Origin of the sequence: Nocardioides candidus, assembly GCF_041321175.1 — a bacterium.
Lineage (GTDB): Bacteria > Actinomycetota > Actinomycetes > Propionibacteriales > Nocardioidaceae > Nocardioides.
Map to the genome: position 1 here is coordinate 420978 of NZ_JBGGWC010000004.1, position 25544 is coordinate 446521.

The 25544-nt window shown below is 72.8% G+C and carries 23 protein-coding genes; 12 read left to right on the top strand and 11 right to left on the bottom strand.

Features of this window, described 5'->3' with window-relative positions; genetic code table 11:
- Nucleotides 1–24 precede the first annotated feature (24 nt).
- On the top strand, nucleotides 25–2097 hold the full coding sequence (locus ACAX67_RS19245) for an SDR family oxidoreductase (protein ID WP_370705499.1): 2073 nt from the start codon (nucleotides 25–27) through the stop codon (nucleotides 2095–2097).
- On the opposite strand, the gene ACAX67_RS19250 is transcribed toward ACAX67_RS19245, so the two are convergent.
- Both ACAX67_RS19250 and ACAX67_RS19255 read right to left on the bottom strand, forming a co-directional pair.
- Entirely contained in the window at nucleotides 2063–2923 is an 861-nt protein-coding gene (locus ACAX67_RS19250; protein WP_370705500.1) for a sulfurtransferase, read from the bottom strand. The genes ACAX67_RS19245 and ACAX67_RS19250 overlap by 35 nt on opposite strands.
- Nucleotides 2920–3309, bottom strand: a complete 390-nt coding sequence (locus tag ACAX67_RS19255) for a universal stress protein (protein WP_370705501.1) — start codon at nucleotides 3307–3309, stop codon at nucleotides 2920–2922. Before ACAX67_RS19255 ends, ACAX67_RS19250 begins: the two co-directional genes overlap by 4 nt.
- Nucleotides 3310–3433: 124 nt before the next feature.
- On the opposite strand from ACAX67_RS19255, the gene ACAX67_RS19260 reads away from it, so the two are divergent.
- The 3 genes from ACAX67_RS19260 to ACAX67_RS19270 all read left to right on the top strand — a co-directional run bounded on the left by ACAX67_RS19260 (nucleotide 3434) and on the right by ACAX67_RS19270 (nucleotide 5521).
- Nucleotides 3434–3841 (top strand): YciI family protein, encoded by a 408-nt coding sequence (locus ACAX67_RS19260; RefSeq protein ID WP_370705502.1) that lies wholly within the window; start codon nucleotides 3434–3436, stop codon nucleotides 3839–3841.
- Nucleotides 3838–5019 carry an RNA polymerase sigma factor gene (locus ACAX67_RS19265; RefSeq protein WP_370705503.1) on the top strand — a complete coding sequence of 394 codons (1182 nt, stop codon included), beginning with the start codon at nucleotides 3838–3840 and terminating at the stop codon, nucleotides 5017–5019. Before ACAX67_RS19260 ends, ACAX67_RS19265 begins: the two co-directional genes overlap by 4 nt.
- 70 nt (nucleotides 5020–5089) lie before the next feature.
- On the top strand, nucleotides 5090–5521 hold the full coding sequence (locus tag ACAX67_RS19270) for a hypothetical protein (protein ID WP_370705504.1): 432 nt from the start codon (nucleotides 5090–5092) through the stop codon (nucleotides 5519–5521).
- 16 nt (nucleotides 5522–5537) lie between these two features.
- Here the strand turns inward: ACAX67_RS19270 and ACAX67_RS19275 are convergent, their stop codons facing one another.
- Both ACAX67_RS19275 and ACAX67_RS19280 read right to left on the bottom strand, forming a co-directional pair.
- On the bottom strand, nucleotides 5538–6998 hold the full coding sequence (locus ACAX67_RS19275; RefSeq protein WP_370705505.1) for a glutamate-cysteine ligase family protein: 1461 nt from the start codon (nucleotides 6996–6998) through the stop codon (nucleotides 5538–5540).
- A 25-nt stretch (nucleotides 6999–7023) separates the two neighbouring features.
- Nucleotides 7024–8085 (bottom strand): DUF4192 domain-containing protein, encoded by a 1062-nt coding sequence (locus tag ACAX67_RS19280; RefSeq protein WP_370705506.1) that lies wholly within the window; start codon nucleotides 8083–8085, stop codon nucleotides 7024–7026.
- 116 nt (nucleotides 8086–8201) lie between these two features.
- Between ACAX67_RS19280 and ACAX67_RS19285 the strand changes: the two genes are divergently transcribed.
- The 3 genes from ACAX67_RS19285 to ACAX67_RS19295 all read left to right on the top strand — a co-directional run bounded on the left by ACAX67_RS19285 (nucleotide 8202) and on the right by ACAX67_RS19295 (nucleotide 13424).
- Nucleotides 8202–9602: a DNA polymerase IV gene (locus ACAX67_RS19285; protein ID WP_370705507.1), complete on the top strand. Its 1401-nt coding sequence runs from the start codon at nucleotides 8202–8204 to the stop codon at nucleotides 9600–9602.
- Nucleotides 9603–10076: 474 nt separating this feature from the next.
- Nucleotides 10077–12263: a S9 family peptidase gene (locus ACAX67_RS19290; protein ID WP_370705508.1), complete on the top strand. Its 2187-nt coding sequence runs from the start codon at nucleotides 10077–10079 to the stop codon at nucleotides 12261–12263.
- Nucleotides 12264–12431: 168 nt separating this feature from the next.
- Nucleotides 12432–13424, top strand: a complete 993-nt coding sequence (locus ACAX67_RS19295) for a sigma-70 family RNA polymerase sigma factor (RefSeq protein ID WP_370705509.1) — start codon at nucleotides 12432–12434, stop codon at nucleotides 13422–13424.
- Here ACAX67_RS19295 and coaE read toward each other — a convergent pair.
- Nucleotides 13421–14014: a dephospho-CoA kinase gene (gene coaE, locus ACAX67_RS19300; RefSeq protein ID WP_370705510.1), complete on the bottom strand. Its 594-nt coding sequence runs from the start codon at nucleotides 14012–14014 to the stop codon at nucleotides 13421–13423. The genes ACAX67_RS19295 and coaE overlap by 4 nt on opposite strands.
- A gap of 48 nt (nucleotides 14015–14062) precedes the next feature.
- Between coaE and ACAX67_RS19305 the strand changes: the two genes are divergently transcribed.
- Both ACAX67_RS19305 and ACAX67_RS19310 read left to right on the top strand, forming a co-directional pair.
- Nucleotides 14063–14959 (top strand): oxidoreductase, encoded by an 897-nt coding sequence (locus ACAX67_RS19305; RefSeq protein WP_370705511.1) that lies wholly within the window; start codon nucleotides 14063–14065, stop codon nucleotides 14957–14959.
- Nucleotides 14956–16212: a class I adenylate-forming enzyme family protein gene (locus ACAX67_RS19310; protein ID WP_370705512.1), complete on the top strand. Its 1257-nt coding sequence runs from the start codon at nucleotides 14956–14958 to the stop codon at nucleotides 16210–16212. Before ACAX67_RS19305 ends, ACAX67_RS19310 begins: the two co-directional genes overlap by 4 nt.
- On the opposite strand, the gene ACAX67_RS19315 is transcribed toward ACAX67_RS19310, so the two are convergent.
- The 3 genes from ACAX67_RS19315 to rpsA form a co-directional block, all read right to left on the bottom strand.
- Nucleotides 16209–17063 carry a CE1 family esterase gene (locus tag ACAX67_RS19315; protein WP_370705513.1) on the bottom strand — a complete coding sequence of 285 codons (855 nt, stop codon included), beginning with the start codon at nucleotides 17061–17063 and terminating at the stop codon, nucleotides 16209–16211. The two genes, ACAX67_RS19310 and ACAX67_RS19315, sit on opposite strands and share 4 nt — an antisense overlap.
- 34 nt (nucleotides 17064–17097) lie before the next feature.
- Nucleotides 17098–18063, bottom strand: a complete 966-nt coding sequence (locus tag ACAX67_RS19320) for a GlxA family transcriptional regulator (protein WP_370705514.1) — start codon at nucleotides 18061–18063, stop codon at nucleotides 17098–17100.
- A gap of 280 nt (nucleotides 18064–18343) precedes the next feature.
- Nucleotides 18344–19825 (bottom strand): 30S ribosomal protein S1, encoded by a 1482-nt coding sequence (gene rpsA, locus ACAX67_RS19325; protein ID WP_370705515.1) that lies wholly within the window; start codon nucleotides 19823–19825, stop codon nucleotides 18344–18346.
- Nucleotides 19826–19957: 132 nt separating this feature from the next.
- On the opposite strand from rpsA, the gene ACAX67_RS19330 reads away from it, so the two are divergent.
- The 3 genes from ACAX67_RS19330 to ACAX67_RS19340 are packed head-to-tail and all read left to right on the top strand — an operon-like array spanning nucleotide 19958 to nucleotide 22452.
- Nucleotides 19958–20800, top strand: a complete 843-nt coding sequence (locus ACAX67_RS19330; RefSeq protein WP_370705516.1) for a class I SAM-dependent methyltransferase — start codon at nucleotides 19958–19960, stop codon at nucleotides 20798–20800.
- A 10-nt stretch (nucleotides 20801–20810) separates the two neighbouring features.
- Nucleotides 20811–21509 carry a class I SAM-dependent methyltransferase gene (locus ACAX67_RS19335; RefSeq protein WP_370705517.1) on the top strand — a complete coding sequence of 233 codons (699 nt, stop codon included), beginning with the start codon at nucleotides 20811–20813 and terminating at the stop codon, nucleotides 21507–21509.
- Nucleotides 21510–21516: 7 nt separating this feature from the next.
- Complete coding sequence (locus tag ACAX67_RS19340; protein ID WP_370705518.1) at nucleotides 21517–22452, top strand: hypothetical protein; 936 nt, start codon at nucleotides 21517–21519, stop codon at nucleotides 22450–22452.
- Between the two features lie 34 nt (nucleotides 22453–22486).
- Here the strand turns inward: ACAX67_RS19340 and pgfA are convergent, their stop codons facing one another.
- Genes pgfA through ACAX67_RS19355 form a run of 3 tightly spaced genes read right to left on the bottom strand, consistent with a single transcriptional unit; the run spans nucleotide 22487 to nucleotide 25540 of the window.
- Entirely contained in the window at nucleotides 22487–23452 is a 966-nt protein-coding gene (gene pgfA, locus ACAX67_RS19345; RefSeq protein WP_370705519.1) for a cell envelope lipid trafficking protein PgfA, read from the bottom strand.
- On the bottom strand, nucleotides 23449–24702 hold the full coding sequence (locus ACAX67_RS19350; RefSeq protein WP_370705520.1) for a glycosyltransferase family 4 protein: 1254 nt from the start codon (nucleotides 24700–24702) through the stop codon (nucleotides 23449–23451). Before ACAX67_RS19350 ends, pgfA begins: the two co-directional genes overlap by 4 nt.
- Nucleotide 24703: 1 nt before the next feature.
- Entirely contained in the window at nucleotides 24704–25540 is an 837-nt protein-coding gene (locus tag ACAX67_RS19355) for a glycosyltransferase (protein ID WP_370705521.1), read from the bottom strand.
- Between the last annotated feature and the right edge of the window lie 4 nt (nucleotides 25541–25544).

Genomic DNA, 25544 nt, shown 5'->3' on the forward strand with positions numbered 1-25544 from the left:
CGGTGTTCGGACTACGCTGCCCGCATGTCTTCCTTCGTGACCGGCGCCACGGGCTTCATCGGTCGTTTCCTCGTCAGTGAGCTGGTCGACCACCGCGAGGGTCCGATCTTCGTGCTGGTGCGGCAGTCCTCCCTCCACCGGATGGAGACGCTGATCCAGCAGTGGACCGGCGGGTCGAGCAAGACGAAGGTCGTGCCGGTCGTCGGCGACCTCAGCCAGCCCGGTCTGGGCGTCGACCCGACCTGGGTGGAGGAGAACGCCGGGACGATCGAGCAGTTCTTCCACCTCGCGGCGATCTACGACATGACCGCCGACGACGCGACCAACGACGCGATGAACGTCGACGGCACGCGCAACGCCCTCGAGCTGGCCGAGGCCCTCGACGTGGAGTGCTTCCACCAGGTCTCCTCCGTCGCCGCCGCCGGTGACTACCGCGGCCGGTTCGACGAGTCGATGTTCGAGGAGGGCCAGCCGCTCCCGTCGCCCTACCACCGCACGAAGTACGAGTCGGAGAAGATCGTCCGCGAGGAGTCGAAGGTCCCGTGGCGGGTCTACCGGCCGGCGATCGTGGTCGGCCACTCCGAGACCGGCGCGATGGACAAGATCGACGGTCCCTACTACTTCTTCCCGCTGATCAAGCGGCTGCGCGACAACCTGCCCTCGTGGCTGCCGCTCGTCGGCATCGACCTCGGGGACACCAACCTGGTGCCGGTCGACTACGTCGCCAAGGCGATGGACCACATCGCCCACCTGCCCGACCGCAACGGCGAGGCCTTCCACCTGGTCAACCCCGAGCCGCAGTCGACCGTGGAGATGATCAACGCCTTCTGCGCCGCGGCCGGTGCGCCCCGGTTCGCCACGCCGATCGACCGCAGCCTCACCGCGGGTGCGACCGGCCTGCTGCCGCGGGCGCTGCGACCCAGCAACCTCCTCAACGCCGTCGTGCGCACGACGCCCGCCCAGGTGCTGCTCGACCAGACCCTCGGCCGCGTGGGCATCCCGGCGGAGGTCGTGAGCCACGCGTCGTTCACTGCCGTCTTCGACTCCCGCGCCACCATCAAGGCGCTCGCCGGCAGCGGCATCGACGTGCCCGACCTGGAGTCCTACGCCCGGACCCTGTGGACCTTCTGGGAGGAGAACCTCGACGACACCACCGGTCGCGACAAGAAGACCCGCTCGGCCCTCAACGGCAAGCACGTCGTCATCACCGGTGCCTCCTCCGGCATCGGCAAGGTGACCGCGCTGAAGGTCGCCCAGGCCGGCGGCATCCCCGTGCTGGTCGCCCGCGGCAAGGACAAGCTGGAGGAGACCAAGGCCGACATCGAGCTGCGCGGCGGACAGGCCCACGTCTTCCCCTGCGACCTCTCCGACCTGCGCGCCATCGACGACCTGTGCGAGCGGCTCTCCACCGAGCTGCCCTCGATCGACTTCGTCGTCAACAACGCCGGGCGCTCGATCCGCCGCTCGCTCAAGCTCTCCCACGACCGCTTCCACGACTTCGAGCGCACCATGCAGCTCAACTACTTCGGCGCGATCCGGCTCATCATGGGCGTGATGCCGAAGCTGCACGAGCAGCGCTCCGGGCACATCGTGAACATCTCCTCGATCGGCGTGCAGACCAACCCGCCGCGCTTCTCCGCCTACGTCGCCTCGAAGGCGGCGCTCGACGCCTGGAGCAACGTGGTGGCGTCCGAGGTGGTCGGGCACGGGATCTCCTTCACCAACATCCACATGCCGCTCGTGCGGACGCCGATGATCGCGCCGACCAAGATGTACGACAAGTTCCCCACCCTCTCCCCCGCCCAGGCGGCCGACCTGGTGGTCAAGGCGATGGTGGAGAAGCCTCACGAGATCAACACGTTCGCCGGCAACGCCGGTGCGGTCGCGCACACCTTCGCCCCGAAGGCGGCGTTCCGGGTGCTGAACCTGGCCTACCAGGTCTTCCCCGACAGTGCCGCGGCGAAGGCCAAGTCGGGCCCGACCGACGCCGCGCCCGAGGTGGCCGTCACGGCGCCCGAGGCCGGTGCCGAGGGCGCGGGCGGACGCGAGTCCGAGCAGATGCTCATGGCCCGGCTGTTCCCCGGCGTCCACTGGTGACGGCCACGGGGCGGGTCGGGTCGGTGATCCACTCGCTCCAGCTGCCGGGGTAGAGCGCGGCGGTGACGCCGGCGACCTCGAGGGCGAGCACGTCGTGAGCCGCCGTGACCCCGGACCCGCAGTAGGCCGCAACCGTGGTGTCGTCGGTGACGCCGACCTCGGCGTAGAGCTCCCGTAGCTCCGTGGCCGGCCGGAAGAACCCGTCGGGGGTCAGGTTGCGGGCGGTCGGCACGTTGACCGCGCCCGGGATGTGCCCGGCCACCGGGTCGATCGGCTCGGTCTCACCGCGATAGCGCTCCGGCGCTCGCGCGTCGATGAGTACGCCGACCTGCTGGACGTCCTCCGCGGACACCACGGGCATGCCCGCCCCGGTGGTCGCGGCGAAGCGACCGGGTGCGACCGGCCCGGGGCACCCGGTCTCCACGGGCAGCCCGGCCGCGAGCCAGGCGCTCCACCCGCCGTCGAGCACGCGCACGTCGCGGTGGCCGTGGTGGCGCAGCAGCCACCAGCACCGGGCGGCCGCGTGGCCCGACCAGTCGTCGTAGACGACCACCGGCAACCCACCACCGACACCGCCCGACACCCCGGCCTCGCACATCGCGGCCTCGAACACGGCGACGTCCGGCAGCGGGTGCCGTCCTCGTGCACCCGGCGGCGCCGCGAGAGCGGTGTCGAGATCGACGTAGCGCGCTCCGGGGACGTGCCCGCCGTCGTACGCACCGCGCCCGGAGGGCCCGCCGCCCATCCGGTAGCGCACGTCGAGGACCGTCACGTCACCGAGCAACCCGGCGACCTCGTCGACGGTGACGAGCGGACTCGCGCTCAATGCCGGCCGGTCCGCGGCTTCACCGTCAGCACGGGGCACGGCGCGTCGAGCATCACCCGCTGCGCGTTGGTGCCGAGGATCAGCTTGCCGACCGGTGAGCGGCGGCGCAGCCCGATGACGATGAGCTCGGCGGACTCCGCCTCCGCGACCTCGACCAGCCCGTCCGACGCCGCGGTCCCGCTGTCGAGCACGCGCAGGTCGTGGTCGACGCCCGAGTGGTCGAGGACGCCGCGGACCTCCTCGACGTAGTCGGGCTCGCCGTTGCCGTCACTGTGTGCGTGCACGACGAGAGCGCGCGCACCGCGCCTCTGCGCCTCCTCGATCCCGGCCAGCAGGGCTGCGTCTCCCTCCGGCTTCGGGACGTACCCGATCACGACCGTCGCCATGTCCGTCACCTTAGGCGAAAAAACTTCCGCCCGGCCGGGCCGGCGATGTCGAGGAGCCCGCGCCTGCTCCGTCCCTGGTGTGAACGCGGCCAGAATGGCTGCACCGCAACCGAGGAGACCCACGATGGCGAAGTACCTGTTGCTCAAGCACTACCGGGGCGCCCCGGCCCCCGTGAACGACGTCTCGATGGACCAGTGGACGCCTCAGGAGATCACCGACCACATCCAGTTCATGCGGGACTTCGCCGCGAGGCTCGAGGGCACCGGCGAGCTGGTGGACGCGCAGGCGCTGGCGCCCGAGGGCACGTGGGTGCAGTACGGCGGCGAGGGCCGCCCCCCGGTCACCGACGGGCCCTTCGCGGAGACCAAGGACCTCATCGCCGGCTGGATGGTGATCGACGTCGACAGCCACGAGCGCGCGGTCGAGCTGGCGGGCGAGCTCTCGGCCGCCCCCGGTGCCGGCGGGAGGCCGATCCACGAGTGGCTCGAGCTGCGGCCGTTCATGGTCGAGCCGCCGACCGTCACGGAGTGACGGTGACGGACCGGCAGCCTGCGGTGGGTGGGGTCGACGAGGCGCTGCTGCGGTCGGTCATCCCCGCCGTGATCGGCGTCCTCGTCCGTCGCGGAGCCGACTTCGCGTCGGCCGAGGACGCCGTGCAGGAGGCTCTCGTCGAGGCCCTCCGGGCGTGGGGCGAGGACCCGCCCCGCGACCCGCGGTCCTGGCTCACCAAGGTGGCCTGGCGCAAGTTCATCGACGCGACCCGGTCGGAGACGTCACGCCGACGCCGGGAGGAGCGCGTGGACGCCGAGCCGCCGCCAGGACCCGGCGCAGCGACCGACGACACCCTCCGGCTCTACTTCCTGTGCGCCCACCCGTCCCTCACCGCGGCGTCGGCGGTGGCGCTGACGCTCCGTGCGGTCGGCGGGTTGACCACCCGGCAGATCGCGCGGGCCTACCTGGTGCCCGAGGCGACCATGGCGCAGCGCATCAGCCGGGCCAAGCGGACCATCGCCGACGTCGACCTCGACCAGCCCGGCGACATCGCGACCGTGGTCCGCGTGCTCTACCTGGCCTTCAACGAGGGCTACTCCGGCGACGTCGACCTCGCCGCGGAGGCCATCCGCGTCACCCGGCAGCTGAAGGGCCTGACCGACCACCCCGAGGTCGCCGGGCTGCTCGCCCTGATGCTGCTCCACCACGCGCGGCGCGCTGCGCGGACCCGGCCCGACGGCAGCCTGGTGCCGCTGGCCGAGCAGGACCGGACCTTGTGGGACACCTCCCTGATCGCCGAGGGCGTCGAGGTCCTGCAGGCGGCCCTGGCTCAGGACCGCCTGGGCGAGTACCAGGCCCAGGCCGCCGTCGCCGCGCTCCATGCCGACGCGCGCACGGCCGAGGAGACCGACTGGGTGCAGGTCGTGGAGTGGTACGACGAGCTCGTGCGGATCACCGACAGCCCGATCGCCCGCCTCAACCGGGCCGTCGCCGTCGGCGAGGCCGACGGGCCGCGGGCCGGCCTCGCGGCACTGGCCGCGCTCGACCGGTCGCTCCCGCGGTACAGCGCCGTGGCGGCGTACCTCCACGAACGGGACGGCGACCTCGCCACCGCCGCGCGCCTGTACGTCGAGGCTGCGGCTGCTGCGTCCAACCTCGCCGAGCGCGACCACCTGACCCGGCAGGCAGCGCGGATCAACGCGGCGCTGCGCGGCTGACCGGCGCGAGCGCCCGGGACGCCTGTGGAGGAGGACCCTGCAGCCCCGTCGGATCGGGCAGGCTGCGCGCATGGGGTACGACGGAGGCACCTTGCGGGAGCCGGTCGACAGGGCCGTCCAACGGCTCCTGCGGCAGGCCGTGCTCGACCATGCCTCCAGCGAGCACCGCAAGGTGTTTCCCCCCGCGCTCCACGTCGGGGTGCCGGGCGCCGCGTCCCGGCGCTTCGAGATCGAGGAGTCGCTCGACCACGCGCTGCGGGTCGACATCGTCGAGACCATGCTGCGCCGGGCCGTGGAGAAGCAGGTCGTGCCGCTGCTGTGGCTGACGCGACGCGGCCCGATGGCGGCCCACGACGTCGATGCGGCCTGGTCGGCCGCGGTGCACGCCGCGGGCGGTGAGCTCGGCCTTGCGCTCGGACTCGTGGTCGTGACCCGGCACAGCTGGCACGACCCCCGGTCGGGCGTGTGCCGCACCTGGAAGCGGATCCGTCAGAAGGGCTGACCCGCGACGGCCGGGCCTACCAGGTGTGGACCGGCTCGTTGGCGTGCATCCGCTCGCGGTACTCCGCCAGCACGGCCCGGATCGCGTCGTAGCGGTCGGCGTCCTCGCGGGCGGCCATCCGCCGCACGAACCACTCCGCTCCGTTGGTCGCGTTGAGGCACCGACCCTCGATGATGCCGAGGTAGCGCTGGATCGCGTCGTCGGCGACACCCCAGGCGGCAAGCCCCTCGCGAGCGAGCGGGAGCAGCCGGCGCAGCACCAGCTCCGTCGCCCGGACCCGGCCGACGCCCGGCCAGTAGATCTCGGCCTCGATGCCGTCGCGGGCCGCGGTGTGGAAGTTCTCCTCCGCGGCGCTGAAGGACATCTGCGACCAGAGCGGACGCTCGCTCTCGGCGAGGCTGCGCACCAGGCCGAAGTAGAACGCGGCGTTGGCGACGACGTCGACGACGGTCGGTCCGGCGGCGAGGGCACGGTTCTCGACGCGCAGGTGCGGTCGGCCGCCCGCGATGTCGTAGACCGGGCGGTTCCACCGGTAGATCGTGCCGTTGTGGAGCCTGAGCTCGGACAGGTTGGGGGTGCCGCCGGCCTCGAGGACCACGAGTGGGTCCTCCTCGTCGGTCACCGGCAGCAGGGCCGGGAAGTAGCGGACGTTCTCCTCGAAGAGGTCGAAGACCGAGGTGATCCACCGCTCGCCGAACCACACCCGCGGGCGCACGCCCTGGGCCCTGAGCTCCTCGCTCCGGGTGTCGGTCGACTGCTCGAAGAGCGGCACCCGGGTCTCGCGCCACAGCTGCTTGCCGAGGAGGTACGGCGAGTTCGCGGCGAGCGCCACCTGCACGCCGGCGATCGCCTGGGAGGCGTTCCAGTAGGCGGCGAACCGCTCCGGGGGCGTCTGGACGTGGAACTGCGTGCTGGTGCAGGCAGCCTCGGGCAGGATCGAGTCGGCCGTCGTGCGCAGCACCTCGGGACCGCCGATGTCGATCGTGATGTCCTCGCCCCGCGCCCGCAGGACCTGGTCGCTGAGCAGCCGGTAGCGCGGGTTGTGGCTGATCGCGTCGATGGAGAGGTGACCGTCGGCGAGGGTCGGCAGGATGCCGATCATCACCAGGTGGGCGCCGATCTCCGCCGAGCGGCGCTCGGCCTCGTTGAGGCTGCGGCGCAGACCGGCCTCGAACCCCTCCAGCCCTCCCTCGCGCAGCGTCGCGGGAGGCACGTTGATCTCCACGTTGAACTGACCGAGCTCGGTCTGGAAGTCGGGGTCGGAGATGACCTCGAGTGCCTCGGAGTTGCGCAGCGCGGGATCGCCGACCTCGTCGACGAGGTTGAGCTCGACCTCCAGACCGGTCATCGGGTCGTCGGTGTCGAAGGCCGCCTCGCGCAGCATCCGCTCGAAGACGTCGAGGCAGCGACGGACCTTCTCCCGGTGCCGCGTGCGATCAGCGCCGGTGAACTCCTGTGCGTCGACCTCCTCGCCCATGACGTGACCCTAGGCCGTCGTGGGGTCAGGCTGGCAACCCCTCGTCCCATTCGCAGTCTTCGTCGTCCCATCGGTCGTCGTCCTCGTCGTCCCATCCGAGCTCATCGGCAGGGTCGTCCTCGTCCATCCCCGCGAACGCGTCCGGCGGGATCGCGTCCTCGAGGCACCGGGCCACGAGCTCGGCCAGCGGGTGGTGCTCGTGCACCTCCCGGCAGCGGTCGATCGCCATCCAGGCCACGGCACCGTGTCCCGCCTGGTAGGCCGACCAGGCGAGCAGCGCCGCCGGCGCGGGCGCGAACCGGTCGGGTGCGCGTCGGACGACGTCGAGCCAGAACTCCTGGTGCGCCCGGGCGTCCGCGCGACGCACCAGGGCGCTCAGCACGTCGCGACACGCCGCGTCCTGGAGCAGCCACAGGAGTCGCGCGAGGTCCGCGTCACCGATCGGGGTGCCGGCGACCAGGTGGTCGACCACCGCCGCCGCCAGCCTGTCGAGCCACCGCAGCCGCTCCTCCCCCTTCCGCGGCCCCGGCGTCGTCTCGAGCCGCTCGCGCTCCACGACCGCCTGCACCGCCGCCTGCGCGGCCGGATCGGGCGCGAGCCGGGCGGCGAGAGCGGCGCGGTCGTGCTCCACGACGATGCCCCGCATCACCGCCTCCGCGACGAAGGGATGCGCCGACACGTCGTAGGCCACGCCGATCTCCCGCAGCCGCCGCGCCCCCAGCAGTGGGTAGTAGCGGCGCGGCTCGACCCGGAAGGACGCCACGACCTCCAGGCGCGCCTGCCGGCACGCGCGCTGCAGGGCGCGCCACACCGGTCGCACCCTGCGCTCGTCGTCGGCGTAGAACAGCAGCGCGAGCCGGTGCACCCGGTTGCGCCGCGCGGCGTCCACCAGCACCTCCGCGGTCAGGCGTGGCGCGTCGGCCGGGTCGGCGTCGGTCGGGAGGTCGGCGCGAGCCTGGAACGGGTGGCCGCCGTCGCTGGTCATCATCACGACGGAGTCCACCGGGTGGAAGCCGAGCACCAGCGGCGCGGCGGCGATCAGGTCGTCCGCGCTCCGCGCGGTCAGGGTCATCGGTGTCGAGGTCATGGCGCCACGCTCCGCCTCGCCCCCGACGACGAGCACCTGCCGACGACCGCCCCTGTGGACGGCGCGTGTCGGCAGGCGCCCTGTGGACGGTGGGCGGTCCGTCGTACCGTTCCCCCGTGCGCGCCCAGGCCTCGGTCCTCCACCTGGACCTCGACGCCTTCTTCGCGGCGGTCGAGCAGCGCGACAAGCCGTCGCTGCGCGGCAAGCCGGTGGTCGTCGGCGGCGTCGGCGGCCGCGGGGTGGTGGCGACGGCCTCCTACGAGGCCAGGGAGTACGGCGTCCGGTCGGCCATGTCGACGAGGGAGGCCCGTGCGCGGTGCCCCCACGCGGCGTACCTCTCCGGCCGGTTCGACGCCTACCGCGCCACCAGCCAGGCCGTGATGGGGCTGTTGCGCTCCTGCTCGCCGCTCGTCGAGCCGCTGTCGCTCGACGAGGCCTTCGTCGACCTGGCGCGGGCGGGCCTGCCCGACCTCGAGGTCGCGACGGTCACGGACTTCGCCGAGGACCTCCGCACCCGGGTGCACGACGTGACGGGCGGCCTGACCGCGTCGGTGGGGGTCGCCAGCTCGAAGTTCCTCGCCAAGGTCGCCAGCGACCTCGACAAGCCCGACGGGCTGGTCGTGGTCTCCCCCGGCACGGAGCTGGACCTGCTGCGCCCGATGCACGTGAAGGTGATCCCCGGGGTCGGCCCGGCGACCGTCGACCGGCTGCGACGGTCGGGCGTGCACACCGTGGCCGACCTGCAGGAGATCAGCGAGGACGAGCTGGTCCGGATGCTCGGCAAGGCACACGGCCACCTGCTCCACGAGCTGGCCTTCGCCCGCGACGACCGCCGTGTCGAGGCAGAGCGCGAGACCAAGTCGGTCAGCGTCGAGGGCACCTACGAGCAGGACCTCACCGACCGACGACTCATGGAGAGCCTGCTCACCCGCCAAGCGAGCGAGGTCGCCCAGCGCCTCCGCAAGCACGGCATGTCGGGCCGCACGGTGTCGATCAAGGTGCGGCTCTACGACTTCACCACCCTGAGCCGCTCGACCACGCTGCCCTCCCCGACCGACGACGAGGCGGTCGTGGGGCGGCTCGCGCGCCGGCTGCTCGAGGACCTCGACACCTCCGGCGGCGTCCGGCTCCTCGGGGTCGGTGTCTCCGGCCTCGCCGACTGGGTGCAGGACGAGCTCTTCGGAGCCGAGGAGGAGCCCGAGGGCGAGGACGACGCGGCGCCCGAGGTCGTCCTCCCCCAGCAGTCGGGCGCGACCGCGCCCGACCCCTCCGGCGGCTACCGACCCGGCATGGACGTGATCCACGCCGAGCTCGGCCGAGGCTGGGTCTGGGGTGCCGGCAAGGGCGTGGTCACCGTCCGGTTCGAGACCGCCGACACCCCACCCGGGCCCGTGCGGACGTTCCCCGTCGACGACGAGGCCCTGGCTCGCTGGAAGCACCCGAGCCCGGACGACCCCGACCAGACCGGCCCCGACCAGACCGACCCCGACCAGACCGATCCCGACCGCGAACCGTAAGCCGCCCGACACTCTCGCGTTGCACCGGGTCAACCGCGCCGCGGCAGCGTGGCGCTCGCGACACGCTCGCGGAGACAAAAATAGGTGAGGGCCTCTTGGTGGTATGAGCATCAAGAGGCCCTCGGCTTTGACCGGTTGCGGTGGCTCCGATCGACCCGGACCTCCGTACCTCTCGCCGCCGGACCCGCCACCGGGGTCGGCGCCCGCAGGTTGCCCCGCGGATGGAGAGGACTTCCGTCCGGCTCCCCGATCCTTCCCGCCTGGCCCGGAGGCCTTGCGTTCCGTTTCGGTAGGGAGAGTTCTACGCCGCCTGAAACCAGCAGCACAAGGGGTTTGCGCAAAGAAACTTCACATTCTTCGGGTCCCACAGGATCATCCACATCCAGACCCGGTCTCCTCCACAGGATCCGGGCGAACTCCACAGGAAATCCACCGGTGCCTGTGGATGCAGGAGGGCCGGATACGGTGGCGCTCGTGCCCGCACCTGCCACCGATCCCGGACCGCCGATCGCCGACCGCCGGCCGGTCACCAGCGTCCACCACGGCCACTCCCGCACCGACGACTACGACTGGCTGCGCGCCAAGGACGACCCCGAGGTGGTCGCCCACCTGGAGGCCGAGAACGAGCACACCCGGGCCCGCACCGCCCACCTCGCCGAGCTGCGTCAGCAGATCTTCGAGGAGATCAAGGCGCGCACCCTCGAGACCGACCTGTCGGTCCCCACCCGCGTGCGCGGGTACTGGTACTACGGCCGCTCCTTCGAGGGCCGGCAGTACGGCGCCAGCTGCCGCGTGCCCGTCGCGGATCCCGACGGTCCGGACGGCTGGGTGCCTCCGCGCCCGGCGGAGGCCGCGAAGCCCGACGAGCCGGCCCTGCCCGGCGAGGAGGTGCTCCTCGACCTCGACGCGCTCGCGGGCGAGCACGAGTTCTTCTCGCTCGGCGGCTCGGCGGTGAGCCCCGACGACCGGCTGCTCGCCTACGCGACCGACGTCGTCGGCGACGAGCGCTTCACGGTGCGGGTCAAGGACCTCGCGACCGGCGAGCTGCTGCCCGACGAGCTGACCGACGTGCTCGGCGGCGCCACGTGGGGCGCGACGCCCGACCACTTCTACTACTCGACGATCGACGAGAGCTGGCGCCCCGACAAGATCTGGCGGCACCGGCTCGGCACCGAGCAGGCCGACGACGAGCTCGTGTTCCACGAGACCGACGCCCGTTACTACGTCGGCGTCGGCCGCACGCGGAGCCGGCGCTACGTCGTCATGGCGGCCTCGTCGAAGAACACGTCGGAGTACCACGTGCTCGACGCGGCCGACCCGACGGCGGAGCCGTGGTGCTTCGCCGAGCGCGAGGAGGGGGTCGAGTACTCCCTCGACCACGCCGTCATCGCCGGGGAGGACCGGCTGCTGGTGCTCCACAACGGCAGCGGCCCGGAGTTCGAGCTGGCCACCGCACCCGTGGCGCCGACCCCGCGCGCGGAGTGGGTGCCGCTGCTCCCGCACGACGTCGCCGTACGCCTGGAGGACGTCGACGCCTATGCCGGCCACGTGGTCGTGCAGCAGCGCAGCGACGGCCTGCCGCGGGTGCGCATCCTCGAGCTCGGCGACGAGGGCGTGTCCGACGACTGGGTCGTGCAGTTCCCCGGCGAGCTGGCCACCTCGGGCGCCGGCGGCAACCCCTCCTTCGAGCAGCCGACGGTCCGCGTCGGCATGACGAGCATGGTCCAGCCCTCGTCGGTCTACGACGTCGACGTCCGCAGCCGCGAGCGCACCCTGCTGAAGCAGGCGCCCGTGCTCGGCGGCTACGAGCCCGACGACTACCAGGAGCACCGCCTGTGGGCGACCGCGCCCGACGGCGCCCGGGTGCCGATCTCGCTGGTCGTGCGCAAGGACGCGGGCGGCGACGACGGCACCGCCCCGGTCCCGCTGCACCTCTACGGCTACGGCGCCTACGAGACGTCGATCGACCCGTACTTCTCCGCCGCGCGGCTCTCCGTGCTCGACCGGGGCGCGGCCTTCGCGATCGCGCACGTGCGCGGAGGGGGCGAGCTCGGCCGGCACTGGTACGACGACGGCAAGCTCGAGCACAAGCAGCACACCTTCGACGACTTCATCGCCTGCGCGCGCCACCTGGTCGACAACGGGTGGACGACGGCCGACCGGCTGGTCGCCGAGGGCGCGAGCGCCGGCGGCCTGCTGATGGGCGCGGTCGCCAACCAGGCGCCCGAGGCGTTCGGCGGCATCGTCGCCGGGGTGCCGTTCGTCGACACGCTCACGACGATGCTCGACGCGAGCCTGCCCCTCACGGTCACCGAGTACGACGAGTGGGGCAACCCCGAGGACGACCCGGCCGCCTACGAGCGGATCGCGTCGTACGCCCCCTACGACAACGTCGCCGACCGGCCCTACCCGCCGATCCTGGCGGAGACCTCGCTCAACGACACCCGGGTGCTCTACGTCGAGCCGGCCAAGTGGGTCGCTCGGCTGCGCGCCGCCGCACCGGAGGCCGACGTGCTGCTGCGCATCGAGATGTCAGCCGGCCACGGCGGCGTCTCGGGCCGCTACCGGGCCTGGCACGACCGCGCGTTCACGCTCGCGTGGATCCTGGACCGGATGGGGCTGGCCACCGCGGGTATCCCTTCCGCGTCCTCCACTGACTGAGAAGTCCCTGAGAGTTGCCGCTCGCGGCAACTCTCACGCCCCCTGGGACGTCTGAGCAGTCGAGAGCACTTCTCCGGAGCGCATCCCCGAGACCTTGGGAACACGGCGCCACGGCAGTGCGTTGAAGACGAGTACCGGCTCCGGGCCGGTATGCGAAGGAGGGTCGCGATGACTGCAGCAGTGGTGACCGGAGGGACGGGGACGGGGAGCGCGCGCCGTCGTCCGTCGACGGGCCGCGAGATCGAGGGACGCGACAGCGTCGGGCTCTACCTCGACGAGATCGCCCGCACCCCCCTGCTCGACGCCGCCCGCGAGGTGGAGCTGGCGAAGACCATCGAGGCCGGGCTCTACGCCCAGAGCCTGCTCGACCAGGGCCGGATCGGCCGCGCGAAGGGCGGAGCGCCCAAGCGCGCCACCCGGGAGGAGCTGGAGTGGATCGCGGAGGAGGGCCGCAAGGCCACCACCGAGTTCATCAACGCCAACCTGCGCCTCGTCGTCTCCATCGCCCGCAAGTACGGCCGCGCGCAGATGCCGATGCTCGACCTGATCCAGGAGGGCAACACCGGCCTGATCCGCGCGGTCGAGAAGTTCGACTACGCCAAGGGCTACAAGTTCTCCACCTACGCGACGTGGTGGGTGCGCCAGGCGATCACCCGCGGCATCGCGCAGCAGGCCCGCGTCGTACGGCTCCCCGTCCACGTCGTCGAGGAGCTCAACCAGGTCGGCGGTGCGCGCCGCACGCTGGAGCGCCAGCTGGGCCGCGACCCGCTCCCCGAGGAGATCGCCGCCGAGCTCGGCATGGAGCTCGAGCGGGTCCTCGACCTGATGTCCTGGGGCCGTGAGCACGTCAGCCTCGACACCCCGGTCGACGAGGACGGTGACACCTCGCTCGGCGACCTGATGGCGCAGGAGACCGCGCCGGGCCCCGACCTGACCGTCCTCGACACCGAGGCGCGCGACCGGCTCAACACCCTGGTCGAGCAGCTCGACGACCGGGCGGCCGACATCATCCGGTCGCGCTACGGCCTGGTCGACGGTCGCCAGCACAAGCTGGCCGACATCGGCGCCAAGCACGGCATCTCCGCCGAGCGGGTGCGCCAGCTCGAGCGGGAGGCGCTGCAGAAGCTGCGCCGGCTCGGCGACCCGGACCTGGCCGCCTAGCGCTCCGGTCCCAGCAGCTCCTCGACGACCTCCGTCACCCGGCGACGGAGGTCGTCGAGCGTCCCGGTGTTGTCGATGACGTGCGTGGCGACGGCGAGCCGGTCCGCGCGGGTGGCCTGGGCCGCGATCCGCGACTCCGCGTCCTCCTGGGTCCAGCCGCGGTCGCGCAACATCCGCTCCACCTGGACCTCGGCGGGAGCGTCCACGACGAGCACCGCGTCGAACGTGTCGGCCCGGCCGGACTCGGCCAGCAGCGGGATGTCGTGGACGACCAGGTCGTCGGCTCCGGCCGCCGCCTCCAGCTCGACGACCCGCTCGAAGACGAGCGGGTGGACGATCGACTCGAGCACCCGGCGCCTGCCCTCGTCGGCGAACACGATCGCGCCGACGGCCGCCCGGTCCATCTCCCCCTCGGGCGTGAGGATCTCGGGGCCGAACGCCTCGACCACCTGCTCCAGCCCGGGCGTCCCCTTCGCGACGACCTCCCGCGCCAGCTGGTCGGCGTCGATGACGACGGCCCCGTGCTCCCGCAGGAGCGCCGACACCGTGCTCTTCCCCGAGGCGATCCCGCCGGTCAGTCCGATCCGCACGCCGAGAACCTACCCTCCGCCCGACCGGATCCTCCCTAGGCTGCTCCCATGAGCTGGACCGCGACCGACCTGCCCGACCTCACCGGCAAGGTCGCCGTCGTCACCGGCGGCAACTCCGGGATCGGTTTCCACACCTGCCGCGAGCTGGCCGCCCACGGCGCGAGCGTGGTGCTCGCCTGCCGCGACGCCGCAGCCGGGACCCGGGCGGCCGCACGGATGGGCGGCACGGTGCGGGTGGAGCAGCTCGACCTCGCCTCGCAGGCATCCGTCGCGGCCTTCGCGGGGCGGTGGACCGGACCGCTCGACCTCCTGGTCAACAACGCGGGAGTGATGAACCCGCCCGCCTACCGCACCACGGCCGACGGGCACGAGCTGATGTTCGGCACCAACCACCTCGGCCACTTCGCGCTCACCGGGCGGTTGCTGCCCGCGCTCCTGGAGGCACCGGCCGCACGGGTGGTGACCGTCTCCTCGATCGCCCACCACGGCGGCAGCGCCGCGGTCCTGGACGCCAACCCCGAGCGCGGCTACACGCCCGAGCCCTACTACGGCAACACCAAGCTGGCCAACCTGCTCTTCGCCCGCGAGCTGCACCGTCGCGCGAGCAACGCCGGCGTCGCCCTGACCTCCTCCGCGGCCCATCCGGGAATCTCCGCGACCGGGCTGGTGGCCGACCCCAACGGGATGGGCGCCAACCGGCTGGTGCGGCTGACGGCGCCGTACTTCATGCCGGTGCTGTTCCAGTCGGCGGCGAAGGGTGCGAACCCGACCCTCTTCGCCGCGACGGCTGCCGAGCCCGGGTCCTACACGGGCCCGACCCGGTTCCGCGAGCAGCGCGGAGCGATCGGGCCGGCGCGGCTGAGCACGGCGGCTCGCGACGACGAGCTGGGACGGCGGCTGTGGCGGATGAGCGAGGACCTCACCGGGGTCCGCTACCCCTGGTGAGCGGCGCGGTGCCCCCTGCCCTCCGCCCCGGGGACCGGGTCGCGCTCCTCGTCCCCGGCTCCCTGGAGTACGTCGACGTGGTGCTGCGGCTGCTGACCGCCGGCGTCTTCCCGATCCCCCTCGACCCGCGGCTCACGCCGGTCGAGCGCGACCGGATCCTGGCCGGCCTCGACCCGACGCTGCTGGTGGAGGACGGGATCACCTTGACGGAGCTGGCTGCCTCGCTGCCACGTCCGGGCCTCCCGCGCGGCCGGCCGATGCACTGCACGAGCGGCACGACCGGGACGCCCAAGGGCGTCTGGTCGGGCCTCCTCGACGACGACGCGGCGAGGGCGCTGCTGGCCGAGGAGCGCGACCTGTGGGGCTTCCGCGCCGACGACGTCAACCTGGTCCTCAGCCCGCTCTACCACTCGGCGCCGCTGCGCTTCGCCACCGGGACGATCCTCGCGGGCGGGCGGATCGTGGTGCCGGGCCCGTTCGACCCGGCCGTCGTCACCGAGGCGATCGAGCGGGAGCGTCCCACCACGATGTTCTGCGTGCCGACGCACCTCCAGCGCCTCTTCGCGCACTGGGACGAGCACGGCACGCCGGACCTGTCCTCCTTCCGACTCGTGGCGCACGCCGGCGCCCCGTGCCCCGCGGAGGTCAAGCACCGCCTGATCGACCTCTTCCCGTCGGGCTCGACGTGGGAGTTCTACGGATCGACCGAGGGCCAGTTCACCGCGTGCCGCAGCGAGGAGTGGCTCGAGCACCCCGGCACAGTCGGTCGCGCCCGCCCCGGTCGCCTGCTCACCGTCGACGACGACGCCACGCTGTGGTGCGTCGTGCCGGACCACGCGCGCTTCACCTACTACGGCGACCCCGACAAGACCGCCGCCGCGTGGCGGGAGACGGCCGACGGCCCCGCGTTCACCGTCGGCGACCACGGCCGCATCGACGACGACGGCTACGTGCACCTCGACGGCCGGCGCGAGGACCTCATCATCAGCGGCGGCGTCAACGTCTACCCCGCCGAGGTCGAGCAGGTGCTCGGCGCGTGCCCCGGCGTCCGCGACATCGCCGTGTACGGCGTCCCCGACCCCGCCTGGGGACAGCGGGTCTGCGCCGCGGTGGTCGGCGACGTCACCGAGGACGCACTGGCGTCGTACGCCCGGGAGCACCTGGCGCCGCCCAAACGCCCGAAGACCTACGGCTTCCGCGACGACCTCCCGCGCACCCTCACGGGCAAGGTCCGCCGCAGCGAGCTGGGCTAGCGGAAGTTCTCGAGCAACCAGGTCGTGGAGCGCCCGAAGTCCTTCCACGTCATCGAGTGCCCCCGGCCCGGGATCACGCGGAGCATGTAGACCGAACCGCGCGCCATGCGCTGCGCGAGCGAGGCGACGGGCGGGATGTCGCGGGCGTGGCCGAGGATCGTCACGGTGCCGCCCTCGAGCGGCACGGTCGTGTCCTCGCCCCCGTGCCACTGCCCGACCCGGAGCCTGCCGGCGTCGCAGCTGCCGGGATAGGTGGCCGCCAGGCCGACGACCACCGAGAAGACGTCGGGCCGCTCGCAGCCGGCGCGCAGCGCCAGCATGCCGCCGTTGGAGAGGCCGGTCGCGCCGACCCGGTCCCGGTCGACCCCCCAGTCGCTCGCGATGTCGTCGACGACGTCCATCAGGTAGCCGACGTCGTCGACGGGCTCCTCGGTGCAGCAGAAGCCGGCGTCGAAGCGCTTGGTGCCGCCCTGGCTCACGCCGTAGACGAAGATCGTGTCGGGCCCGAACCCGTTCAGCCCCTGGAGCCAGCTCGCCGCGGTGTCGCGGTCCTCGGGGCCGCCGGCGCCGTGCAGGAAGAACACCACCTCGCGCGGGCGGGCGAGCAGGTCGGTGCACGCCGGGTTGTCCTTGTTGCAGTGCGGCGCGCGGAGGAAGTACGCGCGCCCGTCGTCGAGGACCCGCCGGGTGGTCGCCCAGGTGACGTGGACGCCCTTCGGCGCCACCGAGGACCTCGCGGGAGCCGAAGACCCGCCCTCCGTCGCCACCCGCGCGGCGACCTGCGCCGACAGCGGCACAGCCAGCGTCAGGGCGACGACGAGCCCGACCCGGGCGAGGCGCTGGAGACCCACGCCTCCTCAACGCGGCAGGGCGGCGATCGTCACGTCAGGCGGAGGCCTCCACCGGCGCGGGGCAGAACGTCCGCCGGTACTGCTGCGGGCTGACCCCGCGGACCCGCTGGAAGTGGTGGCGCAGGGCGGCGGCGTTGCCGAAGCCGACCTCGGCGGCGATCCACTCGACCGGGTGGTCGGTGGTCTCGAGCAGCTCCTCGGCCGCCGCGACGCGCTGACGGGTCACCCAGCTGTGCGGGGTGGTCCCGGTCTCGTCGCGGAAGCGCCGAGCGAAGGTGCGCGGCGACATCAGTGCCCGCCGGGCGAGGGTGTCGACGCTGTGCTCCTCCGCGAGGTTCTCCAGGATCCAGGTGAGCAGCGGACCCAGCGTGTCGGCCTGGCAGTCGGGCACGGCCCGCGCGATGTACTGCGCCTGCCCGCCGTCGCGATAGGGAGGTACGACGGCCCGGCGCGCCACGCTGTTGGCGACGGCGGCGCCGTACTCCTGCCGCCAGATGTGGAGCGCGGCGTCGAGGCCGGCCGCGCTGCCCGCACCGGTGACGATCTGTCCCGCGTCGACGTACAGCACCTCGGGCACCACCTTCGCCGCCGGGAACCGGCGCTGGAGCTCCTCGGTGTACATCCAGTGGGTGGTGCACTCGCGGCCGTCGAGCAGGCCCGCCATCCCGAGCGTGAAGGCACCGCTGCAGACCGAGAGGATTCGCGCGCCGCGGTCGTGGGCCGCCCGGAGGGCCTCGATCACCGCGTCGGGCGTCTGCCGCCCGCGCGGCAGGGCCGGCACGGCGACCAGGTCGGCCTCGCGCACCCGGTCGAGACCCTCGTTGACGGCGATCGAGAAGCCCATCGAGGTGGGGATGGGCTCGGTGGTCTCGGCGCACACCGCGAAGTCGAGCAGGGGCACGCCGTGCGCGGTGCGGTCGAGCCCGAAGGCCTCGCAGAGCACGCCGAGCTCGAACGGCGCGACCCCTTCGTAGGCCAGCACGGCCACGTTGGTCAGCATCCGCCCACGATCGCATCCGCTTGGCAGAAAATCAACGTCCAACGGCATCTCTGCCACTGGTGGCAGGATCTCGCAAAGAGGAGACTTTCTGCCATGGCCATCGCACTGATCCTGACGCTCCTGATCGGCGCCCTCTCACTCCTCGTGCAGTGGGCGCGCCACGACGACCTGTCCACCCATGGCCGGGTCGCCTGGTTCGACTGACCCCGGTCCGGCGGACCCCTGCAGAACGCCGAAGGCCCCGGCCACCCTCGCGGGTGCCGGGGCCTTCGTGCGTGGATCAGTTGCCGCCCGTGAGCTTCTCGCGGAGCGCCTGGAGCGCCTCGTCGGAAGCGAGCGAGCCGCCGGTGTCCTCGTCGGTGGCGGTGTCACCGGTGGAGTACGACGTCGCCTCGCCGGCCTCGATCTCGGCCTGCTTGGCCTCGGCCTGCTGCTTGACGTGGGCCTCCCAGCGAGCGTGCGCCTTGGCGTACTGGTCCTCCCAGATCGCCCGCTGCTCGTCGAAGCCCTCGAGCCACTCGCCGGTCTCGGCGTCGAAGCCCTCGGGGTAGAGGTAGTTGCCCTGCTCGTCGTAGCTGGCCGGCATGCCGTAGAGCGTCGGGTCGAACTCCTCGACGTCCGAGGCGGCCGGGTTCTCGTTGGCCTGCTTCAGCGACAGCGAGATCCGGCGACGCTCGAGGTCGATGTCGATGATCTTGACCATGACGTCGTCGTTGACCTGGACGACCTGCTCCGGGATCTCCACGTGGCGCTCGGCCAGCTCGGAGATGTGGACCAGGCCCTCGATGCCCTCCTCGACCCGCACGAACGAGCCGAACGGGACGAGCTTGGTGACCTTGCCGGGGACGATCTGGCCGATCTGGTGGGTCCGCGCGAAGTGCTGCCACGGGTCCTCCTGCGTCGCCTTCAGCGACAGGGAGACACGCTCGCGGTCCATGTCGACGTCGAGCACCTCGACGGTGACCTCGTCACCGACGGTGACGACCTCGGACGGGTGGTCGATGTGCTTCCAGGACAGCTCCGAGACGTGGACGAGACCGTCGACGCCGCCGAGGTCCACGAACGCACCGAAGTTGACGATCGAGGACACGACACCCTTGCGGATCTGGCCCTTCTGGAGCTGGGTGAGGAAGCCGTGGCGCACCTCGGACTGGGTCTGCTCGAGCCAGGCACGGCGCGACAGGACCACGTTGTTGCGGTTCTTGTCGAGCTCGATGATCTTGGCCTCGAGCGTCTGGCCCACGTAGGGCTGCAGGTCGCGCACCCGGCGCATCTCCACCAGCGAGGCGGGAAGGAAGCCGCGCAGGCCGATGTCGATGATCAGACCGCCCTTGACGACCTCGATCACGGTGCCCTCGACGACGCCGTCGGCCTCCTTGATCTCCTCGATCGTGCCCCAGGCGCGCTCGTACTGGGCGCGCTTCTTGGACAGGATCAGGCGACCCTCCTTGTCCTCCTTCTGGAGGACCAGGGCCTCGACCTTGTCGCCGACCTCGACGACCTCGGACGGGTCGACGTCGTGCTTGATCGACAGCTCGCGCGAGGGGATGACGCCCTCGGTCTTGTAGCCGATGTCGAGGAGGACCTCGTCGCGGTCGACCTTGACGATGGTGCCGTCGACGATGTCGCCGTCGTTGAAGTACTTGATGGTCTGGTCGATAGCGGCCAGGAAGTCCGCCTCGGAGCCGATGTCGTTGACCGCGACCTGGGGCGCGTTGTCGTCGTACTGGCTGTAGAGGGGGGTCGAGAGGGTGCTCGTCATGTAGAGGGTCAGTCCTTGGGTGGGCAGAAGTAGTAGGAAGGTCGTGCTCACGGTCGAGGGACCGCGACATTCCAGGGTACGCGGGAGCGGAGCGCGGAGTCCAACTCGCGGCGCCTCGGTAACCTCGGGGGCGTGGAGCAGGTCGGCACCCCCCGCCAGGAGCACTGGCCCCATCCTCCCGTGACCGCCCACCGGCGCGATGCCACCGAGGAGGAGTCGCGGCGGGCGAACGGACCCGACTGGGACCGCTACGCCGACGAGTACCAGGCGACCCACGGCGACTTCCTCGGCGACGTGGGCTTCGTGTGGGGGCCCGAGGGCCTCACCGAGGCCGAGGCGGGCGTGCTGGGGCCGCTCGCGGACCGGGACGTGCTCGAGCTCGGCTCCGGCGCCGGCCAGTGCTCGCGGTGGATCCGCAGCCAGGGCGGCCGCGCCTACGGCCTCGACCTCTCCCACCGCCAGCTCCAGCACTCGCTGCGCATCGACGACCTCACCGGCATCGCGGTGCCCAGCGTCCGGGGCACGGCGACCGAGCTGCCCTTCGCCGACCGCTCCTTCGACGTGGTCTTCTGCGCCTTCGGGGCGCTGCAGTTCGTCGCCGACATCGAGCAGGCGGTCGCGGAGACGGCCCGCGTCCTGCGCCCGGGCGGGCGGTTCGCCTTCTCGATCACCCACCCGACCCGGTGGATGTTCCCCGACGACCCGACCGAGGAGGGTCTGACGGCCACGCAGTCCTACTGGGACCGCACCCCCTACGTGGAGGTCGACGACGAGACCGACGCGGTCGCCTACGTCGAGCACCACCGCACGCTCGGCGACTGGGTCGCGATCCTCGCCGGGGCGGGCTTCCGGCTGACGACCCTGCTCGAGCCCGAGTGGCCCGAGGACCACGAGCGGCTCTGGGGCGGCTGGTCGGCGGTGCGAGGCCGGCTGACCCCCGGCACGGCGATCTTCGGCCTGGACCTGGCGCTCTAGAGTCCTGCCTGTGGACGACGAGGAGATCGCCAAGTCCGCCGCGCTCGAGGAGCGGCACTGGTGGTACGCCGAGCGGCGGGCCATGGTCCGCCGTACTGCTGCGGCGTGGCCGGCCGGGCGGGCCCTCGACGTCGGCTGCGGCGGGGGCGGCAACACCGCCGTGCTGCGCGACCTGGGCTGGTCGGTGACCGGGCTGGAGCACTCCCCCGCCGGCGCCGCGGCGGCCGCCTCCCGCGGACTCGACGTGGTCCGCGGCGACGCGACCCGGCTCCCCTTCGCCGATGCCTCGCTCGACCTGGTGATGTCCACCGACGTGTGGGAGCACATCGAGGACGACCGGCTCGTGGCCGGCGAGGCCGCGCGGGTGCTGCGGCCCGGGGGGCGGCTGCTGGTCGCCGTACCGTGCTCGATGAAGCTCTGGAGCGGCCACGACCTGGCCCTGGGGCACTACCGCCGCTACGAGCGCGACGGGCTCGCCCGCCTCGTGACGGGCGTCGGTCTCGAGATCGACGACCTCTGGTCCTGGAACGTGCTGCTGCGGCCCGTGGTGCGGGCACGACGGCGGGGGAAGCACGAGTCCGAGAGCGAGATGGAGCAGGTCAACCCCGTGCTCAACGCGGGCCTGCGCACCGCCGTCGCACTGGAGCGCGTGCTGCCGCTGCGCCGGTTGCCGGGCGTCAGCCTGGTGGTCGCGGCGCACCGGCCGTGAGCCGTCGATGACCGAGCCGGCCCGCTGGGTGGCCGACCCGTCGATCGGCTGGCGGATCCTGCTCACGGCGACGCCTGCCGGACCGTTCGTCGCGCCCCCCGACGCGCGCTCCGCGACCTCGCTCGACGCCCTGCGCCGCGAGCTGGCGGCGCCCTCTCCCGACCCGGTCGTGATCGGCACCGCGGGCCGCGACCTGGTGGTCTCCGCCCACCACAGCGCGGTCGACGGCCTCGGTCTGCTCTCCGTGCTCGACGAGCTGGACCTCGGCCCGGCGACGTCGTCGGCGCGCGGCATCGGCGAGCGCCCCGCCGCGCACGGGTACGCCGGCACGGTGACCCGCCGGCTCGCCGAGGCCGCCTTCCGGCCGCCGGCCGCGGTCCGGCCCCGCCGGGAGGGGCCGCCGGGCGAGGGCGACGTGATGGTCGAGCTCGAGGTGGCCGGGATGGTGCGGACGGCGGACCTCGTGCACGCGTCCGCGCACGCGCTCGCCCGGCTCGGCGCGAGGCGGCACGTGGCGGTGGCGGTCGGCGTCACGCGGGACCCCGGCGCCGGCGTCCAGGACCGCAGCGCGCTGCTGCGGCTGCGCGACGTCGAGCGGATGGACCGGGCCGCGGTCGCGCGCCGGCTGCGGGAGGCTCCGGCCGAGCGCCCCCCGGTGAGCCGCGCGGGAGCGGTCGACCGCGTCGCCGCCGTGGCCATGCGCGCCCTCGCCCGCCGGCTCGGCTCCACGCTGCTCGTGTCCCACCTCGGCGAGGTGAGCGCGCCCGCCGTGGAGCGGCTCGCCTTCCACCCGGTCACCGCCGGCGGCACCGGGCTCGCGCTCGGCGCCGTGGGCCACTCGGGCCGCACGGTCCTCGGCCTCCGCGCCCGGGCCTCGGCGTGGGACGCCGACGGCCTCGAGCAGGTGCTCGAGGCCGTCGGGGGCAGGCTGTCGGAGCGCTAGAGCAGCCCGCCCGCTCCCTCCTGGGAGTTCGGGGTCAGGCCGTGACCAGAGGTCGCTCCTGCTTGTTGTCGTGCTCCAGGCTGCCGGCCTGACGGCGGTTGATCACCAGGCCGAGACCGAGCATCGCCAGGCCGAGGACGAGCATGATCAGCGGGTAGAGGACGCGCATCCCGCCGAGCAGCATCGCCTTCGTCGAGATCTCGTCGACGAGGTCCTTGACCTGGGCGTCGGTGTAGTGGACGTTGCCGACGAACGCCGGGACCTGCTGGCCGTCGTACACCAGCTCCTGGTCGCGCTCCTCGACGCGGTGCACCGGCGAACCCGTGATGGGCTCGACGTAGAAGGTGCGCGTCATCGAGTAGAGCATGTCCGCCTCGACGGAGGGCTCGTCGGAGCCGAAGACCGAGCCGGGCACCTCGCGGGTCTCGACGACCGTGGGGTCGATGACCTGGACGAACTTGTAGACCTTCAGGCCCTCGACGGTGTCCTCACCCTCGTAGGTGGCGGGGGTCGCCTTGCCGAGCTCGCCGTCCCACACCTGGTAGGTCTTCTTCTCGGTGTTGAACGGGAACTTGTAGATCTGGCCCTCGGGGACCACCGGCACGCGGGTGATCTTGGTGCCGTCGGACTGCTCGACCCAGCTGTCGCAGCAGTCCGAGCCGACACCGGAGACCTCGTCGAAGGCGAACTGCTCGGTCGAGAGCTGGAAGTTGCCGCCGTCGGCCTTGTCGACGGTGGTGACGTTGGTCCACTCCGTGTCGCCGTCGGGCGTGTCGGCGTTGGTGACCTCGCTCGTCTTCGACGTGATGTCGAGGTCGTGGACCTCCGGCGCGAGCACGTCCGGGTCGGAGTTGAAGATCTGGGCGCCGGTGGCCTCCAGCTCCGTGGTGCTGTGGTAGCCGGCGGGCACACGGGCGAGAGCCGGGTAGGCGTAGAACCGCACGAGCGCGGCCGCCACGACGAGGAACACCCCCAGTCCGACGAGAACCGGTCCGATCATTCGACGCATTGCGTTCCTCCCATGATGGCCACCCGGGCGCCGCCCGGGTGGAGCTGTGCGACGGGCGCAGGCGCGTCCTTCGCGAGTTCGTCGGCGACCAGCGCGCGCGCCTCGCGGCGCATCGCTGACCAGTCGAAGTGGTGGGCCCACCGCTGGCAGGCCTCGAAGTGCCGCGCGCGGACCGCGGGGTCGTCGGCCTCGGTGAGCGCGGCCGTGAGCGCGGCCGTCAGCCGGCCGCCGACCGTGACCAGGTCGGCGTCGTCCGGCACCAGCCAGCCGGTCTCGCCGGCCCGGATGGAGTCGCGCAGCCCGGGGACGTCGCGGGCCAGCGTCGGTACGCCGTGCCCCGCCGCCTCGATGACCGCCTGGCCCCAGCCCTCGGCGTCGGACGCGCAGACGTGCAGGGCTGAGCGGGTCAACAGCGCGGCCTTGGTGTCCTCGTCGACGAAGCCGTGGAAGGTCACCCGGTCGCGGAGGCCGAGCCCGGCGACGAGGCGCTCGAGGCCGTCGCGCTCCGGGCCCTGCCCGATCACGTCCAGGTGCAGGCCCGGGCGCGTCGGAGCGAGGATCGCGACCGCGCGGATCACCAGGTCGACCCGCTTGTGGGCGACCAGGCGCCCGAGCACCGCGATCCGGTCGGGGTCCTTCGCGGCAGGGTCGCCGGCGCCGAGCGGCGGCAGCTCGGCCCCGTTGTGGAGCAGGCCGACCGGGCGGGTCCAGCCCAGCTGGTCCCGCATCTCCTCGACCGTCGACGTGGAGACGGCGACGGTGGTGCTGCGGCGGTAGATCCGCGGCATCACCGAGCGCTCCATCCAGCGACCGAACGCGGCGACCGGCGCCGGGAAGTGCGTGGAGAACTGCTCCTGGTGCACGTGGTGCATCACCAGGACGACCGGGGTGCGCCGGCGCAGGAAGAGCGGCGCGAACGAGGGCAGGCCGCACGACGGGTCGACGACCGCGTCCGCGCGCCGCCGCCGCGCCAGCAGGCGCAGGGCCGTGTGCGGGTAGAAGGACAGCGCACCGCCCCGCCGCCGTACGACGATGCCGTCGCGCACCTCCTCGGCCGCCTGGCCGGGCTCGCGGGCCGTCAGGAGCTCGACCTCGGCGCCGCCCTCGCGGAGGCCGCGGGCCAGCTCCCAGGCGTAGATCTCCGACCCGCCCGCCAGGGAGTGGTCGAGGTCGCGCCAGTTGACCACCACGACCCGCCGGCCGGCGAGCGATGGGGTCGGGACGGGGGCGACGGGGGTCATGTCAGCGGTCCCCCAGCAGGGAGGCGACGACGGGTACGGCGATGGCGACCGGCAGGGCGACAGGGGCGGGCAGCGGCATGGGGGACCGCTGACCCGCACCGGCCGTCGCCCTGCCGGCGATCGGGGCACCGAGGTGGCGCGTGCGCCAGGCGATCGCGGCGAGCTCGGTGAACGCACCGGCGCCGTGCCGCGCCGGCTGGAAGGTGGAGCCGGGCACGTCGGTCCAGGTCACCGGGATCTCGGTGATGTGGGCGCCCAGCGCGCGCAGCCGCACGAGCAGCTCGACGTCGAAGGAGAAGCCACGTGCCTCCAGGCCCTCGGCGACCGCGCGCGCGAGGTCGCCGCGGATCACCTTGAAGCCGCACTGCGTGTCGGCGATGCCGGCGACGAGGCGGCCGGCGATGCGGCGGTAGAGCGCCGCGCCAGCGGCGCGGGTGCGGCAGCTGCGTACGTCGGCGACGGAGCCCGCGAGGGCGCGCGAGCCGATCACGACGTCGGACCCGAGCCGGATCCGGCGCATCGCCTCGTCCAGGGCCTCCAGGTCGGTGGCACCGTCGGCGTCCATGAAGGCGACGACGTCGGCGTCGCTCGCCATCAGGCCCGCGCGTACGGCGGCACCCTTGCCCCGCACGGAGCAGGCCACGACCCGCACCGGCAGTGCGGCCGTCGACGCGGCACGGGCGATCGCGGCCGTGCCGTCGGTGCTGCCGTTGTCGACGACGAGCACCTCGACGCGGCCGAGCGACGAGTGCCGCTGCGCGACGAAGCGGCGCAGCGTGCGCAACGTGCGAGGCAGCCTGAGCTCCTCGTTGTACGCAGGAATGACGATGTGCAGCATCGGA